The 14,673-nt window shown below is 57.5% G+C and carries 13 protein-coding genes; 8 read left to right on the plus strand and 5 right to left on the minus strand.

Translation table 11 applies throughout. The annotated features are described in order from the left end of the window. Positions 1–254 precede the first annotated feature (254 nt). A complete protein-coding gene (locus AC6IY8_RS06760; protein WP_497777987.1) occupies positions 255–722 on the plus strand; it encodes a single-stranded DNA-binding protein in 468 nt (155 codons plus the stop codon). Positions 723–792: 70 nt separating this feature from the next. Here the strand turns inward: AC6IY8_RS06760 and AC6IY8_RS06765 are convergent, their stop codons facing one another. From AC6IY8_RS06765 to treS, 3 genes are all read right to left on the minus strand, one after another. Continuing rightward, complete coding sequence (locus tag AC6IY8_RS06765; RefSeq protein WP_497777988.1) at positions 793–1,599, minus strand: flagellar motor protein MotB; 807 nt, start codon at positions 1,597–1,599, stop codon at positions 793–795. A 3-nt stretch (positions 1,600–1,602) separates the two neighbouring features. After that, on the minus strand, positions 1,603–2,481 hold the full coding sequence (gene motA / locus AC6IY8_RS06770) for a flagellar motor stator protein MotA (RefSeq protein WP_497777989.1): 879 nt from the start codon (positions 2,479–2,481) through the stop codon (positions 1,603–1,605). Positions 2,482–2,774: 293 nt separating this feature from the next. Beyond that, the gene (treS, locus tag AC6IY8_RS06775; protein WP_497777990.1) at positions 2,775–6,101 is read right to left on the minus strand and encodes a maltose alpha-D-glucosyltransferase; all 3,327 of its coding nucleotides are present in this window, start codon (positions 6,099–6,101) and stop codon (positions 2,775–2,777) included. Positions 6,102–6,411: 310 nt separating this feature from the next. Here treS and AC6IY8_RS06780 point away from each other — a divergent pair, with 310 nt between their 5' ends. The 5 genes from AC6IY8_RS06780 to AC6IY8_RS06800 all read left to right on the plus strand — a co-directional run bounded on the left by AC6IY8_RS06780 (position 6,412) and on the right by AC6IY8_RS06800 (position 11,830). Further along, complete coding sequence (locus AC6IY8_RS06780) at positions 6,412–7,047, plus strand: TetR/AcrR family transcriptional regulator (RefSeq protein WP_497777991.1); 636 nt, start codon at positions 6,412–6,414, stop codon at positions 7,045–7,047. Between the two features lie 25 nt (positions 7,048–7,072). Continuing rightward, positions 7,073–8,872 carry an AMP-dependent synthetase/ligase gene (locus AC6IY8_RS06785; RefSeq protein WP_497777993.1) on the plus strand — a complete coding sequence of 600 codons (1,800 nt, stop codon included), beginning with the start codon at positions 7,073–7,075 and terminating at the stop codon, positions 8,870–8,872. Positions 8,873–9,046: 174 nt separating this feature from the next. Then, positions 9,047–9,817 (plus strand): thiazole synthase, encoded by a 771-nt coding sequence (locus tag AC6IY8_RS06790; RefSeq protein ID WP_497777994.1) that lies wholly within the window; start codon positions 9,047–9,049, stop codon positions 9,815–9,817. Beyond that, positions 9,817–10,938, plus strand: a complete 1,122-nt coding sequence (locus tag AC6IY8_RS06795) for an acyltransferase family protein (protein ID WP_497777995.1) — start codon at positions 9,817–9,819, stop codon at positions 10,936–10,938. Before AC6IY8_RS06790 ends, AC6IY8_RS06795 begins: the two co-directional genes overlap by 1 nt. A 106-nt stretch (positions 10,939–11,044) precedes the next feature. After that, positions 11,045–11,830 (plus strand): carbon-nitrogen hydrolase family protein, encoded by a 786-nt coding sequence (locus AC6IY8_RS06800; protein ID WP_497777996.1) that lies wholly within the window; start codon positions 11,045–11,047, stop codon positions 11,828–11,830. 87 nt (positions 11,831–11,917) lie between these two features. On the opposite strand, the gene AC6IY8_RS06805 is transcribed toward AC6IY8_RS06800, so the two are convergent. Further along, the gene (locus tag AC6IY8_RS06805) at positions 11,918–12,286 is read right to left on the minus strand and encodes an FtsB family cell division protein (RefSeq protein ID WP_497777997.1); all 369 of its coding nucleotides are present in this window, start codon (positions 12,284–12,286) and stop codon (positions 11,918–11,920) included. 25 nt (positions 12,287–12,311) lie between these two features. Then, positions 12,312–13,721 (minus strand): phosphoglucomutase/phosphomannomutase family protein, encoded by a 1,410-nt coding sequence (locus AC6IY8_RS06810; RefSeq protein ID WP_497777998.1) that lies wholly within the window; start codon positions 13,719–13,721, stop codon positions 12,312–12,314. Between the two features lie 171 nt (positions 13,722–13,892). Here AC6IY8_RS06810 and cutA point away from each other — a divergent pair, with 171 nt between their 5' ends. Both cutA and AC6IY8_RS06820 read left to right on the plus strand, forming a co-directional pair. Further along, complete coding sequence (gene cutA, locus AC6IY8_RS06815) at positions 13,893–14,213, plus strand: divalent-cation tolerance protein CutA (RefSeq protein WP_497778000.1); 321 nt, start codon at positions 13,893–13,895, stop codon at positions 14,211–14,213. Between the two features lie 60 nt (positions 14,214–14,273). Next, positions 14,274–14,669, plus strand: coding sequence for a bacteriohemerythrin (locus tag AC6IY8_RS06820; RefSeq protein ID WP_497778001.1), 396 nt, complete (start codon positions 14,274–14,276; stop codon positions 14,667–14,669). Positions 14,670–14,673 lie beyond the last annotated feature (4 nt).

The following is a 14,673-nucleotide window of genomic DNA, read 5'->3' on the forward strand; positions in this document are numbered from 1 at the left end:
TCATTTCTGAAATCACAGCAGAATCGCTGCAACTCAGTACAATCAGAGGAGGTTACGCTTGACTGTGCGTGGCGCAGAAATGTCCTCCTGCCGATCCGCCGGGGAGGCTTTATACTTACGGAACGAAGAATGGAATTCTAGGGAAGGGAAAGTCGGATGCGATAGATTCCTGAGAGAATTCTTGCTCAAACAATATTGGCGTTATCGCCAAAGGGAAATGGCATCCGACAGACAGAGAGAGAGAAGAGGCAATCATGGCTAAGAGCGTAAACAAGGTGATTCTCGTAGGGAACCTTGGCAAGGATCCGGAAGTCAAACACACCAGCAGCGGCACCGCAGTCGCCAGCATGACCATCGCCACAAACGAACGCTTCAAGGACAAGTCCGGCGAATGGCAGGACAAGACAGAATGGCACAACGTCGTACTCTGGGCGCGCCTCGCTGAGATCGCTGGCGAATATCTGAAGAAGGGCCGCACCGTTTATATCGAGGGCCGCCTGCAAACCCGATCCTGGGAAGATAAACAAGGCCAGAAGCGTTATACGACCGAAGTTGTAGCCAGCGATCTCGTTCTGCTAGGCGGCGGGCGCGGCAGCGACGATAGCGGCGGTGGATACCGTGGCGCATCGCGCAGCAACGATTTCGACCAGAGCGGCTCCAGCGACTTCGACACCGCACCTTCTCGCGGCACCGAAATCACCGACGACGACATTCCGTTTTAGATCTGACTTCATTGCAAATTGGAACAAGGCTCTGAGAAATCAGGGCCTTGTTCTTTCTAATTCCGATTCGTTACTCTCCGGCTTTCCTGCCTGCCTCGGGCTTCTCTGGCGCAGTTCCCTGAGCCGTCTCCTGTGCACTGTCAACGTTCTCCGGTCCCGGCTTTTTTAGATACTCCACAATCAGCGAAATCCTGCGGTTTGAAGCGTCTTCGGGATTGTCTTTCAGCCGTGGTCTCTGGTCGGCGAATCCGCGCACCTGCGAAACCTGTTGAGCCGCGAGCCCCGAGCTTTGCATGATCTTCCGCGCCGCATTGGCGCGATCGACCGAGAGTTCCCAATTGCTATACCCGCTCAACCCGCCCGAATACGGCCGCGAATCCGTATGCCCCTCGACGGACACATGATTTGGCAGTTTGCCGACTTCTTCCGCCAGCATAACCAGCAACTCCCTCCCGCTCGCGCTCGGCACAGCACTTCCCAGTTCGAAGAACGTCCCCTTCTCATCCTCCGTCATTTCAATCCGCAAGCCTTCTGAGGTAATCGTAATATCGATGTGCTTCTTCAGTTTTTCGAAATCCGGCAATGACTTGATCTGCGACTCCAGCGCTTCCTTGATCTTTTTCATGTCGTCTTTCTTCAGTTCAAGGTTCTGCCCTGAGCCATCCATTGCACTGCCGACCTGCTTGGCCGCTGCCGTAGGATCCTTGAAGTACCCTCCCACAGCCTGCTGCACCTGCTTGTTCGAATTCATCAGCCACAGCACAATGAACAGCGCCATCATCGCCGTTACGAAATCAGCGTAAGCCACCTTCCATGCTCCTCCATGGTGGACGCCATGCCTCGCGACTTTCTTGATGATGATTGGTCCGTTCGGCACGTCTTAAGCTCCAGCAGCAGCCGCAGGCGCTCCGCCGCCCTTGCACGATTTCTCCATCTCATTGAAGCTCGGCCTCACATTGCCTGGGATCGCTCTCCTGCCAAATTCCAAAGCCTGTATCGGCGCCGCGCCCTTGATAAACGAAATCAGCACGACCCGCAGCACGTACTCGTACGCGTGCTCCTCGTCAGCCATCTTTGCCATGTTCGACGAGAGTGGTCCCACCAGCCCATAGCACAGCAGAATACCCAGGAAAGTTCCGACCAGCGCCGCAGCCACCTTGTGACCAATTTCTTCCGGAGGCCCACCCAGAGCTCCCATCGTCACCACCACTCCCAGCACGGCCGCGACGATTCCCAGGCCCGGCAACGAGTCCGCAATCGTGCTCAGAGCCGAAATTGGCGCGCTCTGCTCCCTGTGCGTCACCTCCATGTCGAGGTCCATCATCTGATCCAGGTCAAATGGATCGATACCGCCCGTCACCGCCATTCTCAGCGTATCGCAAACAAAATCCCGCGTGTGATGATCATTCAAAAACTTCGGATATTTCGTAAACACCTGGCTCTTATCTGGCTCTTCGATGTCCGATTCAATTGCGAGCAGTCCCTCCTTCCGCGCCTTATTCAGCAGTTCGTAGCACATCTTCAAAGTTTCCAGATAAAACCCCTGATCGAAGTGCGAGCCCTTCAGCGTTCCCAACACTCCCGCAATAATCTTCTTCAGCACATGCATCGGATTCGCAATCAGCAACGTCCCCACCGCCGCGCCTCCAATGATCAGGAGTTCCGCCGGTTGCAACAGAACCTTGATGTTGCCATGCTCTAGAAGATACCCACCTACGATTGACCCAAACACCACGACAATGCCAATGATGATGAACATCGTTTACTCTTCCCTGTTCATGGCATTCTTCATCTCTTGTTCCACTCCTCGCATCGACTCGTCGACCAGTTGCGATCGCAAGCCACTTCAAACACAGGAGACCCCATGCGCCAGCGTCGATCGCTCAAGCTCCGAAAAAGTTCCTCTGCAGCATCCAGACCAATCCTGAGGGCCTTATCGGCAAATCTCGCCTGGACCTTGAGCATTGCGAAAAGCTGTTTGCAGCATTCCATTTTGCAGGCACAAAAGAAGGGCCTGCCTCGATGGCAAGCCCTCGTCACCAGGTCACCGCTCTACCACTTGAGCAGTGCTATCAATCCATGCACCGGAATTCCAACCCAGTCTGGCCTGTACTCCAGCTCAAATGAAATCTCCAGCAGTGCTTTCTCGATCAGGTGAGCCCTCAGCAGTATCTGCTTTTCTATATCCGTCCTAGGCAGGAATTCCGCGTCCTGCGACGTCTGCAGATAACCTTGCAGGAACATCCCTGAAACCCAGCGGTGCCAGTGCTCTGCCCATCGATCGATTCGCTCCTCCTGGTCGCGTCCTTTCACAATGCCCGGCACATACCCAAACGACACTGCGTGAGCCGCGTAATGCAGCGATCGAATCATGCTTGCCACGTCGCGTAATGCCGAACGCTTGATGCGTCGCTCGCTCAGCGGTCTTCCCGCTGGCCCGTCGAAATTTCGAATGATCACGTCGTTGCCCGTGAACATCAGGTTCCCGAGCTGATAGTCCCCGTGAATGCGAATCCTCGCGCCCGAAATGCGTTGATCGCGTAGCGGCAGTAATCCGTTGCGGATCTCCGTCTCGCTCGCTATCAGCTGTTCCGCTCCCGCACGTACATCTTCCGGAAGTGAACTCAGCCTCGTTCTCAATCCTTCAAGTGAGCGTCCCATTAGCCCGAGCATTCCGTGATACAGCCCATGCCGATAGAAATCCGTGAATGGCTCCGGAGCAAAGTCCTGCACCTCCGGATGGCTGCACAATGCGGCATGCATTTCTGCCGTGCGAATACCCAGCAGGTGCACCATGTTGTCGAAGCTTCCCAGTAGCTCCGCCGCCAGCGGCGACATCTTGTGTTGCTGCAGCGTAAGTGGACTATCGTCCACCAGTTCCTTAACTCGTGAGTCTTCGCCATTCAGCGCCAATGCGCGTTCGAAGTACAAGCTCAAGTGATCGATCGCATACTGCCATCCGAGCGTTGCGTTCCGTACGTAGCTGGTCAACAACCCCAATGTCGTCCGCTGTTCTTCATCGTCCGCGCGCACGCAGTAATCAATCCACCCCAATGCTCTTGGCATATGTGAGAAGCTGGTCTTGTCTGTAAGGAACTCTTCAACTTCGCGATCCGGGTTCACCCCCGACTCCACCGAGCGATACAGTTTCAGCACAAAGTCTTCACCCAGATTGACGAACGTATTGTGCGAGTCCTGCTTAAGCACCTGCGGTTCGCGGTTCGATCGCACCAGCGACCACGCTTCTCGGAATGCCTTCGTATGCCCCGCCACCAACTCTCCATGCATTCCCTTGAACTTGCTGCGCTTCAGCACCGCCGTCAGCAAAGCGTCGCTGAAACTTCTTTCCAGCAGCGCACTGTACAGCAGGCTCCAACTCTGATCGGCAAACTCCAGCCGTGCAAGGATCGCGTCTGGATGATCGTGCAGAATCTTTTCCGCCTGCTCTCCTCTGGCCATCGCAATCGGCGCGACATATCTTTCGTCCTCACCGTCGCGATACTCCACCTTGATCACCATGATCACGACATCGGTTCTGCGCAGCGGAATCACCTCTTCCACCGCAACCTGCGTGATCGTTTTATGGCGTCCCAGAAACCACCGTCGTTTGCGCAACAGCCTTGGCAAAATGCGAGACATCCTCTCCAGCGTCGCTTCGTCCCACACATCCGCATGAGAGTCCAGCAGCAACGTCGCAACCTTTCCGTCTCCCTCCGAAACGAGTTCGTCGCCGACCTCCTTCGGCACCATCTTGAACCAGTAGAACGAGTACGGCGCCAGCGATAGAAAGTACGGCTGGTCCCCAATTGCCGGGAATCGGCTCACTCCAAAAATTTCCATCAGCGTCGAGCCGTGATACTTGCTCAGGTCCAGTTCCACCCCCTGGCTGAATCGCGACAGGTTCGCCACCACCAGGATGCGCTCATCCTCATACTGCCGGAAGAAAGCCAGCACCTTGCGGTTTGCCGGATATAAGAACTCCAGCAAACCTCTTCCAAATGCCTTGAACTGCTTTCTCTGCGCAATCGATCGCTTCATCCACCACAGCAACGAATGTGGATTCCGCTGCTGCGTCTCCACGTTCACCGCTTCGTAGTGATACTCGGGGTCGATGTTCACCGGAAGGTACAGCCGCTGCGGGTTCGCCCTCGAAAATCCTGCGTTGCGATCCGCGCTCCACTGCATTGGCGTACGCACGCCATTGCGGTCGCCCAGGTAAACGTTGTCACCCATCCCGATCTCGTCCCCGTAGTACAGGATCGGTGTCCCCGGCAGCGAAAACAGCAGTGCATTCATCAGCTCAATCTTTCGCCGATCATTCTCAAGCAGCGGAGCAAGCCTGCGCCGAATCCCGAGATTAATTCTCATCTGACGGTCGTGCGCGTACGTCCGGTACATATAGTCGCGTTCTTCGTCCGTCACCATCTCCAGCGTCAACTCATCATGATTGCGCAAGAACAGCGCCCACTGGCAATTCGGAGGAATCGCGGGCGTCAGCTTCATAATGTCCGTCAGCGGATGCCGATCTTCCATCTGCAGCGACATGAACATCCGTGGCATCACCGGGAAGTTGAATGCCATGTGGCATTCATCTCCCTTCCCGAAATACTCCACCGAATCCTCCGGCCACTGGTTCGCCTCTGCCAGGAGCATCTTGTCGTGATAGCGTTCTTCCACATGCGCCCGCACCTCGCGTAGCGCCGCATGCGTCTCCGGCAGGTTCTCGCAACTGGTGCCTTCGCGTTCAAAAAGATACGGCACTGCGTCCAGCCGCAGCCCATCCACTCCCATGTCAAACCAGAAGTCCATTGCCGCAAGCATCGCCTGTTTTACTTCTGGATTGTCCCAGTTCAAGTCCGGCTGGTGCGAGTAGAACCGGTGCCAGTAATACGACTTCGCAACCGGATCCCACGTCCAGTTCGACGCTTCGAAATCCTTGAAGATGATTCGGGCTTCCGCGTACTTCTCCGGCGTGTCGCTCCACACATAGAAGTTTCGCCAGCGGCTGCCTTTTGGCGCCCGTCGCGAGCGCTGGAACCACTCATGCTGATCGCTGGTATGGTTCAACACCAGTTCGGTGATGACCCTCAGCCCACGCCTATGCGCTTCCTTCAGAAAGCGGTGAAAGTCACGCAGCGTTCCGTACGAGGGATTAACGTCGTTGTAGTTTGAAATGTCATAGCCATCGTCGCGCAGCGGCGAGGGGCAGAACGGTAGCAGCCACAGTGCCGTCACTCCGAGGTCTTCCAGGTAGTCCAGCTTTTGCGTCAATCCGCCGAAATCGCCAATTCCGTCGGTCACGCTATCGTAGAAGGCTCTAACGTGGGTTTCGTAGATGATTGCGTCTTTGTACCAGGTAGGATCTGAGCGCGATGCCATGTCTGAACAGTGTTTCCTTTCCCGCCGTTGATCGGCTTCTGACGAGCCGTTCCAGCAAAAAGCCCAGCCGGTTCCTCCAGTTGGGCAACGCGCGATCCAGGTACTCTCAATCCTTCCTTTCGAAACCGAAATCTACGCGATTTTTCTTGGATGAGCACGTCTCTGCTCGGGTTACCCGAACCGTCCTCTCGGGCGCCCTCCCCCTGTTCTCTTTTTACGGAATCTATCTTCGTAACAGAACAGTGCTTACGGTTGGTGAACAAATCGTGATACCCTTTTCCGCGCTGTTTCAGCATCAAAGAAAACAGCCATGAAAGCTCCGAAGCGACCGCAACTTAAACTCGCTGACAGGCCCCGCATCGTAGGCGACAAATACCAGCGCATCCTCGACGCTGCCGTCTCAGTCTTTGCCGAAAAGGGATTCCACACTGCTCGCGTATCCGACGTCGCCGAGCGCGCGTCGGTAGCCGACGGCACCATTTATCTCTATTTCCGTAATAAAGAAGAGTTGCTCATGACGGCCATCAATACCGCATTTGATGCTTTCATGAGCCGCGCTCGAACCGAACTTGAAGCCATTCCCTCGCCCGCCGCGAAGCTTCGACGCCTCGCCCGGCTGCATCTTGAGGCGCTAGGCTCCAATCGTGATCTCGCCGTCGTATTCCAGATGGAGCTACGGCAGAGTGCCCGTTTCCTCGAGCCCTTCTCTCACCAGCACATGGTGGAATACCTCGGCCTCGTCCGCGAGGTCATTCGCGAAGGCCAACTTCAAGGCGTCTTTCGCCCTAACCTGCGCGAGAAAATCGCCGCCAATTGCTTTTTTGGAGCCCTCGACGAGATGGTCACGTCCTGGGTGCTTGATGACCACTTTTATCAATTGTCCGAAGTAGCCGATTCCGTTGCAGACATCATCTTACTTGGCATGCAAAACGTAAGCTCCTCGTAGCCGTGAGCTTCCGAAGGGGACCGCGATGACCGCTCAACCGACACCAAGCACTCTGGCCGATATCTTCTTCGAGATCGTGGACCGCGATCAGCCGCGAGTCATGCTGTACGAGCGCGACTCCGCATGGCACCCCATCTCCTCCGCTGAGCTCTATCAGCGTGTGATGGGCGTTCTCCAGGCTCTGCGCAATCACGGCATCGGCCCTGGCGACCGCGTCGCCATCCTGTCGGAGAACCGTCCCGAGTGGGCCATCGCCGACTTTGCCATTCTGCTGCTGGGTGCCGTCACCGTTCCCATCTACGCTACGCTCACCGGCGAACAGATCGCCTTTCTCTTGCACCACTCCGGCGCCCGAACCGCTTTCGTCTCCACCGAAGCTCAATTGGCCAAGCTGCGTTCCATTCAGGCGGAAACCAGCATTGATACCGTCTTTTTGATGGATGATCCGACTCCGGAATCCGGAGCGCTTTCCATGTCCGCCACCATGGAATCCGGCCCTCGCCAGCGCGTCCCCGAACTCGACGCTCTTGCCCGCTCCATTCGTCCCGAAGATCTCGCCACCCTCATCTACACCAGCGGCACCACCGGCGTCCCCAAGGGAGCGATGCTCTCCCACGGCAACATCGCCTCCAACATTTCGGTTTCGCTGCAGGAATTCGATTTCAGGATGAACTCCGACCTTGCCGTCAGCTTCCTGCCGCTCTCGCACATTACTGCGCGCCATGTTGACTTCGCTGTGCTGTATCGCGGAGTCACCATCGCCTACTGTCCAAATTTCGACGATCTTCCGCGCATCATCCGTCAACTGCACCCCACCATCTTCGTCGCCGTCCCGCGCGTTTACGAAAAGATTCACAACCAGGTGCAGCGCAGCGTCGCCATGGGATTCAAGAAGACAGTCTATCGCTGGGCCATGTCCGTCGGCCGCGCCAACGTCCAGACCATTCTTTCCTGCAAGATCCCGTCGTCCATTAACTGGAAGCTTGCCAACCGCATCATGTTTTCCAAGGTTCGCGAAGCCATGGGCGGAAAGGTACGCATCTTCATCTCCGGCGGTGCTCCGCTTGGCCGTGAACTCGCCGAGTGGTACGCCCACCTCGGCATCCTCATCCACGAAGGCTACGGCCTCACCGAAACTTCGCCAGTCATCGCCGTCAATTCGCCTCGTGCCCACCGCATCGGCACCGTTGGCCGACCTCTTTCCAACATCGAGGTCCGTATCGCCGACGACGGCGAACTGCTCGTGCGCGGCCCCAGCGTGTTCAAAGGCTACTGGAACATGCCCGAAGAATCCGTTGCCGCCTTCGAAGGCGACTGGTTCAAAACCGGAGACATCGGCCACCTCGATCCCGACGGCTTCCTCTCCATCACAGACCGCAAGAAGGATCTGATCAAAACCTCCGGCGGCAAGTTCATCGCCCCGCAGCCCATCGAGAACTCGCTCAAGTCCAACCGCTTCATCGCCGAAGCGGCCATCATCGGAGACCGTCGCCGCTTCCCTGCCGTCGTCATCGCCCCCGCTTTCGCTGCTCTCGAGGATTGGGCCAAGGAAAGCGCCATCGCCTTCCATAACCGCGCCGAACTTGTCTCCGACCCCCGTGTCCAATCGCTCTACGAAGGCATCGTCGAGAAGGTCAACCATAACCTCGCCAAATACGAGCGCCTGAAAAAGGTTCTCGTGATCCCCGAGGAACTCAGTATTGAAAACGGCACTCTGACTCCCACGCTCAAACTGCGACGTCGCCACGTCGAGGCCCGTTATAAGGACCAGATCGAAAAGCTCTACGCCGACGCCGCCCCTGCCGACATCGCCCGGACCGCCTAGCAACAGGGCGGCCCAGGGTTGTGGACCAGAGTTGGCTTTTCCAACTCTGCATTCCTCCCATGACGTCAACTGCGGGTACTGTCACTGTTGCATTCGAAATCGTGAATCTATGTTTTCCCGTTCCCTCCGCAGTATTTGAGAAGTTTTCCCGCTGAAAACATTTAAAATATCTGCATGGACTCGCTCGTAATTGCAGGGAAAGCTTTTCAATCTCGGCTCATCGTAGGCACTGGAAAGTACAAAGACGGCCCACAGACCGCCGCCGCCCTCGAAGCCAGCGGCGCCGAAATGGTGACTGTTGCCGTCCGCCGCGTCAATCTCGACCGCAGCAAGGAATCGCTGCTCGACTACATCGACTCGAAGAAGTACTTTCTCCTGCCCAACACTGCCGGATGCTACACCGCCGATGAAGCCATCCGCGTCGCCCGCCTCGGCCGCGAAGTCGGCCTGAGCGACTGGGTCAAGATCGAGGTCATCGGCGATCAAAAGACGCTTTATCCCGACGTCGCCGCCACCATCGAAGCCACCCGCGTCTTGGTGAAGGAAGGCTTTACCGTTCTCCCCTATACCTCAGACGATCCCGTAGTTGCGCTCCGCCTCCTCGATGCTGGAGCCTCCGTCGTCATGCCTCTCGGCGCGCCCATCGGCAGCGGCCTTGGCATCCAGAACGTCGCAAATCTGCGCATCCTCCGCGAACTCATAACCTCCGTTCCGCTCATTGTGGATGCCGGAGTCGGCGTGCCTTCCGACGCTGCCCTGGCTCTCGAACTCGGCTTCGACGCCGTGTTGATGAACACCGGAATCGCCGCAGCCAGCGACCCTGTCCTCATGGCCTCTGCTATGAAGCACGCCGTCATTGCTGGACGCGAGGGCTATCTCGCCGGACGCATGCCCCGCAAGCTATACGCCTCGGCCAGCTCGCCCACGGAAGGAATTTCGCGCTAGTGGTATCGGCAGTCACGGCCGCCGCCGGTGCCGCAGGCCCCAGGCCCTCGTCGCCGCGCCCCTCGTGGCTGCCCGCTTTCATTCCGGCTTTTGACGGACTCCGCGGCCTCGCCATTCTCGCCGTGGTCCTCTACCACTGCCATCCACGCTTTCACGGCACCATCTTCGAACCATTCATTGTCTGGGGATGGTGCGGTGTTAGCCTCTTTTTTGTTCTCTCCGGATTTCTCATCACCGGCATCATCCTCGACGCCAGTGACTCGCCTAGCTTCTATCAGAACTTTTTTGCCCGACGATTCCTTCGCATCTGGCCTGTTTACTGGCTCCTGCTCGCGCTCTACTACGGATTTTTTCCGCTCGTCTTCAAGGGCCCGCGCGCAATGTTTCATGACATCGCTGCCGCGCCCTGGCTCGTCCTTCTTTTTTTCGTCCAGAATCTCTGGCACACATCTCTGCCCGGAGCCATCGGCCCCACCTGGAGCCTCGCCATCGAGCAGCAGTTTTACGTTTTCTGGACGCCAATCGCCCGCCGTCTGCCCTCGCGCTGGCTCGTCTTCGCCGCCATCGGGATGCTCGCCACCTCGCCGCTCGTGCGCTTCTACTTTGGCGATCGCTTCACCGCGACTCACACCCTCACGCACCTCGACGGACTCGCCGTCGGCTCGCTCATCGCCATCTCCCTGCGCACTTTCGACGTCTCCCTCGCGGCCTGGCGCTGGATCGCCCGCTTTGCACTCGCTGCCGGAGCTTCCGGAGTCTCGCTCATGCTCCACCACGGCTCCGCCTTCACCGACACTCTTCTTGCTCTCGGCTTTGGAGGCATGCTCCTCGCCGCTCTTCTCGGACAAGCCAGCCCCCGACCCAATCTCTATTCCCGCGCCCTCAACTACCCTCCACTGATCTTCATCGGAAAGATCAGCTACGGCCTCTACGTCACCCACATCCTTGTCTTTTCGGTCATTGGCGGCTATGTCGATCTCCCACTCGACCGCTTCGGAGTCCCCGGCAGCATGGCCATCATCGCCATCCGCCTCGCCACCTCCATCGGCTTCGCGGCCCTCATGTGGTATCGCTTCGAGAAACCCATCCTGAACCTGAAACAATACTTCAACTTCAAATAAACAGCCCAAAACGAGTCGTCCTGCGCGCTGTGCATCCAGCTGCCACTCCCACTTTTCTCGATCTCGCCTGTTACCAAATCTTCATCCCAGCTACCATGTATGGGTCATGACCATCGTCCGCATTGCGCTCGCCAATCTTCGCTTCCCCAGCTCTCCTGAAGACTCCGTTTCCCGCGCAACCTCGGCCATCTCGCAGGCCGCCCGTGAGCGCGCCTCCATTGTCTGCTTCCCCGAGTGCTACGTCCCCGGATACCGCATCGGCAAGTCCGTCCCCCCACCCGACGAAGACTTCCTCCAGCGTGCCTGGAGCACAATCTCGGCCGCCGCCCGTCAGTCGCACATCGGCGTCATACTCGGCACCGAACGCATCGCCGAAAAGGCCCTGATCCCCACAGCCCTCTTCATCAATCCCGATGGCACCAACGCTGGCTTTCAAGATAAGGTTCAGCTCGATCCCTCCGAGGACAACCTCTACTCCCCCGGAACCGCGCGCCACGTCTTCCATTGCGGCCCGCTCACCTTCGGCGTCGCCATCTGCCACGAAGGCTGGCGCTATCCCGAGACAGTGCGGTACGCCGCCTGCCACGGCGCGCAGCTCGTATTCCACCCGCATCTCCACGAAGCCGAACCCGGCAGCTATCGCCCCACCAGCTTCGCCGAGCCCGCCAATACCTTCCACGAAAAAGCCGCTCTTTGCCGCGCCGCCGAAAACACCATCTACTTCGCGACCGTAAACTACGCAAGCGAAGGCTCGCCCACCACCTCCGCCGTAGTCCGGCCCGATGGAACGCTGCTCAGCTATCAGCCATATGGCAAAGAAGGCCTCCTGGTCGCGGATATCGATCTCACCGCCGCAACCGGCCTCCTCGCCTCTCGCTGCAAATATGTCTAGCTCGCGGGTGGTCCACATCCGCCATCCTTTGGCGAATGTGGGAATCCAGCTTCGATGTGGGAAAGTAATCGGGGATTGTTCGAGTGCTTACTTATGTGCCGACTGCGTCGGCTGAGGAGTCTGCGCCGTCTTCTGCCCGCCCTGCTCCGGCAGCAAATAGATCACTTCGCCCGGCTTCGCATACCGTAGCTGTTCGCGGGCTTCCTTTTCAATCGCTTTCGGATCGTTCTTGAGCTGCCTGATCTCCGAGTCCAGCTTCTGGTTCTGCTCGTCCAAACGCTGCACTTCCTGCTGCAGTTTCTGATACTCCGCCTTCTTCTGGCGATACGCCACCCAGCCGTTATTACCAAGCAGCACATGCGCACATAACCCAATAGCAATCAGTGCAAATGCAGCGCTGGCCAGCAGTCTGCGCCGCTGTACCAGCTTTTCCACGAACTCTCGAAACCAGTTCACCGAATCGAAGTCCTCTCTACTGCAACTAATCGTTTACCCAGTGCTTGGCCGCCGCGCTCAGCTTCGCCAGGTCTTCTGCGCTCCGAGCTTCCGTGTAGGCCCTCACCACCGGTTCCGTACCGCTCACGCGATAGCACACCCACGAGCCGTCATCCAGCACCAGCTTCAGACCATCCGTCCGCACGACCTGCGCAACTTTGCGTCCTGCAAAATCCGTCGGATTGGTCTCCAACTTCGTAGTGAACTTCGTTTTAGCTGCGTCCGTCAAGCGAAAGTTCTGTCTTTCCGGATAATAGGAACCAACTTTGCCAAACAGCTCTTGCAATAGTGCACCAAGACTCTTGCCGCGCTTCGCCACCATTTCGCACATCAGCAATCCCGCGAGCACGCCGTCTTTCTCCGGAACATGGTTTCTGATCGTCAGCCCTGCGCTCTCTTCGCCGCCAATCGCAATCTTGTCCTGCTTGATCAGCTCGCCAATGTACTTGAACCCCACCGGCGTTTCGTACAACGGCACCTTGTAATGCTCAGCCACTGCGTTGATCAGGTTCGTCGTAGCCACGCTCTTCGCCACGCCATTCTTCCACCCGCGCGTCTCCACCAGATAATCAAACAGCAGTGCGATCACATAGTTCGGCGCGATATAAGTCCCATCCTCATCCACAATGCCGAATCGGTCTGCATCGCCATCGCACGCGATTCCTATCTTTGCTCCGGTCTCCTTCATCTTGTGGCGCAACTCATCCAGCAGTTCGCCATCCGGCTCCGGAGCGTGCCCGCCAAACAGCACGTCGCGCGTGTCATGCACCACCGCACACTCGATGCCCTCTTCCGTCAGCACCTCGTTGCTATAGCCACGCGAAGCACCCCACATCGGATCAAATGCCACCTTCAGCCTGCGATCCTTGATTGCCTCGAAGTCCACAAGCTCCTTCAGCCGTTTCAGGTAGTGCGACTTCACCTCGATCGACTGCCGCTGCGCCTTCTTCGCACCATCCGGAGGCGCCCCCCCATCCTCATCCGCCTTCAGTACTGCCGCTTCAATCTGCTTCGTGAATTCCGGCAAGGCTGGAGCTCCGTCCGGAGTCGAGAACTTGATGCCGTTGTACTCGGCCGGATTATGCGACGCCGTAAAGTTGATCGCGCCATCCGTCTTTTGCCGCATCACTTCCCATGCAATCGCCGGCGTCGGTGCCGGCTCTGCGATCACCAGCGGAGTAATTCCATAGCTCTCCAGAATCGTCGCTGCGATATCTACGAAGGTCTCGCCCATGTACCGTGGATCACGCCCCACAACCAACTTCGGATCAGCCTTGCCGGTCCCTGCCACATACCGCGCAATGCCCGTCACCGCGCGCTTCACGTTTGCCACCGTGAACTCATCGGCAATCACTGCTCGCCAGCCCGACGTCCCGAACTTGATCTGCGTAGCCATGTATTCGTTCTCCGAAAATGATCTATACCGCTCTAATTCGAACTCAACCTTTGATCCAAACGTCGATTCTATCAGCGCACTACGCCTCCGGCGCCTGATTCCTGCTCAAATACACTTGCCCGCAAGCTTGCACTTCGGTAGCGTATTGCTGCTCACCACGGGAGCACTCGAATGACCAACAAACGCCTCATGCTCACGACCGCATCCTCACGCAATGAAGCCGACACCATCGCCTCCGAACTTGTCTCCCGCCGTCTCGCCGCCTGCGTCAACATCCTCGGGCCTATCTCATCCACTTATCGGTGGCAGGGTGACGTCGAACGCGCCGAAGAGTTCCTGCTTTTCATCAAGTCCACCGAAGCGCAGTTTCCTGCTGTGCAGGCTGCTATCCGCGAACTGCACTCCTACGATGTACCCGAGCTAATCTCGTTCAACATTGAAGACGGCTCCGCATCCTACCTCGACTGGATCGCCGCCTCCGTTCGCAAATAAGAGGGTTTTAATTCAAGAGTCCCTGCTTATCGTCCGTTTCATTCCACAGCGAGGACTCACATGCTCATTCAGTGGAATGACTCTTGCAATCTCGGCATCCCTGCCATCGACCGCCAGCACGTCGAGCTCTACAACATGCTTAACCTATTGAGTTCCGCCATGGCCCAGGGACGTGGCCGCGTTGTTGCCGCTGACATCATGCCCCGACTCGCCTCTCTCGTTCGCGACCATTTCGCCGAAGAAGAGAAAACGCTGCGCCAGCTAAACTCTCCCCAATACGATGAACGTTGCCGTAAACACCAGCAGGACCTCGCAGCAATCCATGACTTCCTTCGCGAAAAGAACGCTTCGGATCCCTCCGCCGTCATCGACCTGCTTTATCTTCTTGATCACCTGCTCGATGGCCACATCGATTCCGAGCGACAGGCGCTCTGCCCGAACCAGCAGGTCCACTAGGCTT

The sequence above is a fragment of the Koromonas soli genome, assembly GCF_059726265.1.

What these genes read in the sequence shown, in the direction of transcription:
- AC6IY8_RS06810 (WP_497777998.1), bottom strand. Translation starts at nt 13,721, where the DNA reads ATGGCTACGCAGATCAAGTTCGGGACGTCGGGCTGGCGAGCAGTGATT.
- AC6IY8_RS06820 (WP_497778001.1), top strand. Translation starts at nt 14,274, where the DNA reads ATGCTCATTCAGTGGAATGACTCTTGCAATCTCGGCATCCCTGCCATC.
- treS (WP_497777990.1), bottom strand. Translation starts at nt 6,101, where the DNA reads ATGGCATCGCGCTCAGATCCTACCTGGTACAAAGACGCAATCATCTAC.
- AC6IY8_RS06790 (WP_497777994.1), top strand. Translation starts at nt 9,047, where the DNA reads ATGGACTCGCTCGTAATTGCAGGGAAAGCTTTTCAATCTCGGCTCATC.
- cutA (WP_497778000.1), top strand. Translation starts at nt 13,893, where the DNA reads ATGACCAACAAACGCCTCATGCTCACGACCGCATCCTCACGCAATGAA.
- AC6IY8_RS06780 (WP_497777991.1), top strand. Translation starts at nt 6,412, where the DNA reads ATGAAAGCTCCGAAGCGACCGCAACTTAAACTCGCTGACAGGCCCCGC.
- AC6IY8_RS06760 (WP_497777987.1), top strand. Translation starts at nt 255, where the DNA reads ATGGCTAAGAGCGTAAACAAGGTGATTCTCGTAGGGAACCTTGGCAAG.
- motA (WP_497777989.1), bottom strand. Translation starts at nt 2,481, where the DNA reads ATGTTCATCATCATTGGCATTGTCGTGGTGTTTGGGTCAATCGTAGGT.
- AC6IY8_RS06800 (WP_497777996.1), top strand. Translation starts at nt 11,045, where the DNA reads ATGACCATCGTCCGCATTGCGCTCGCCAATCTTCGCTTCCCCAGCTCT.
- AC6IY8_RS06785 (WP_497777993.1), top strand. Translation starts at nt 7,073, where the DNA reads ATGACCGCTCAACCGACACCAAGCACTCTGGCCGATATCTTCTTCGAG.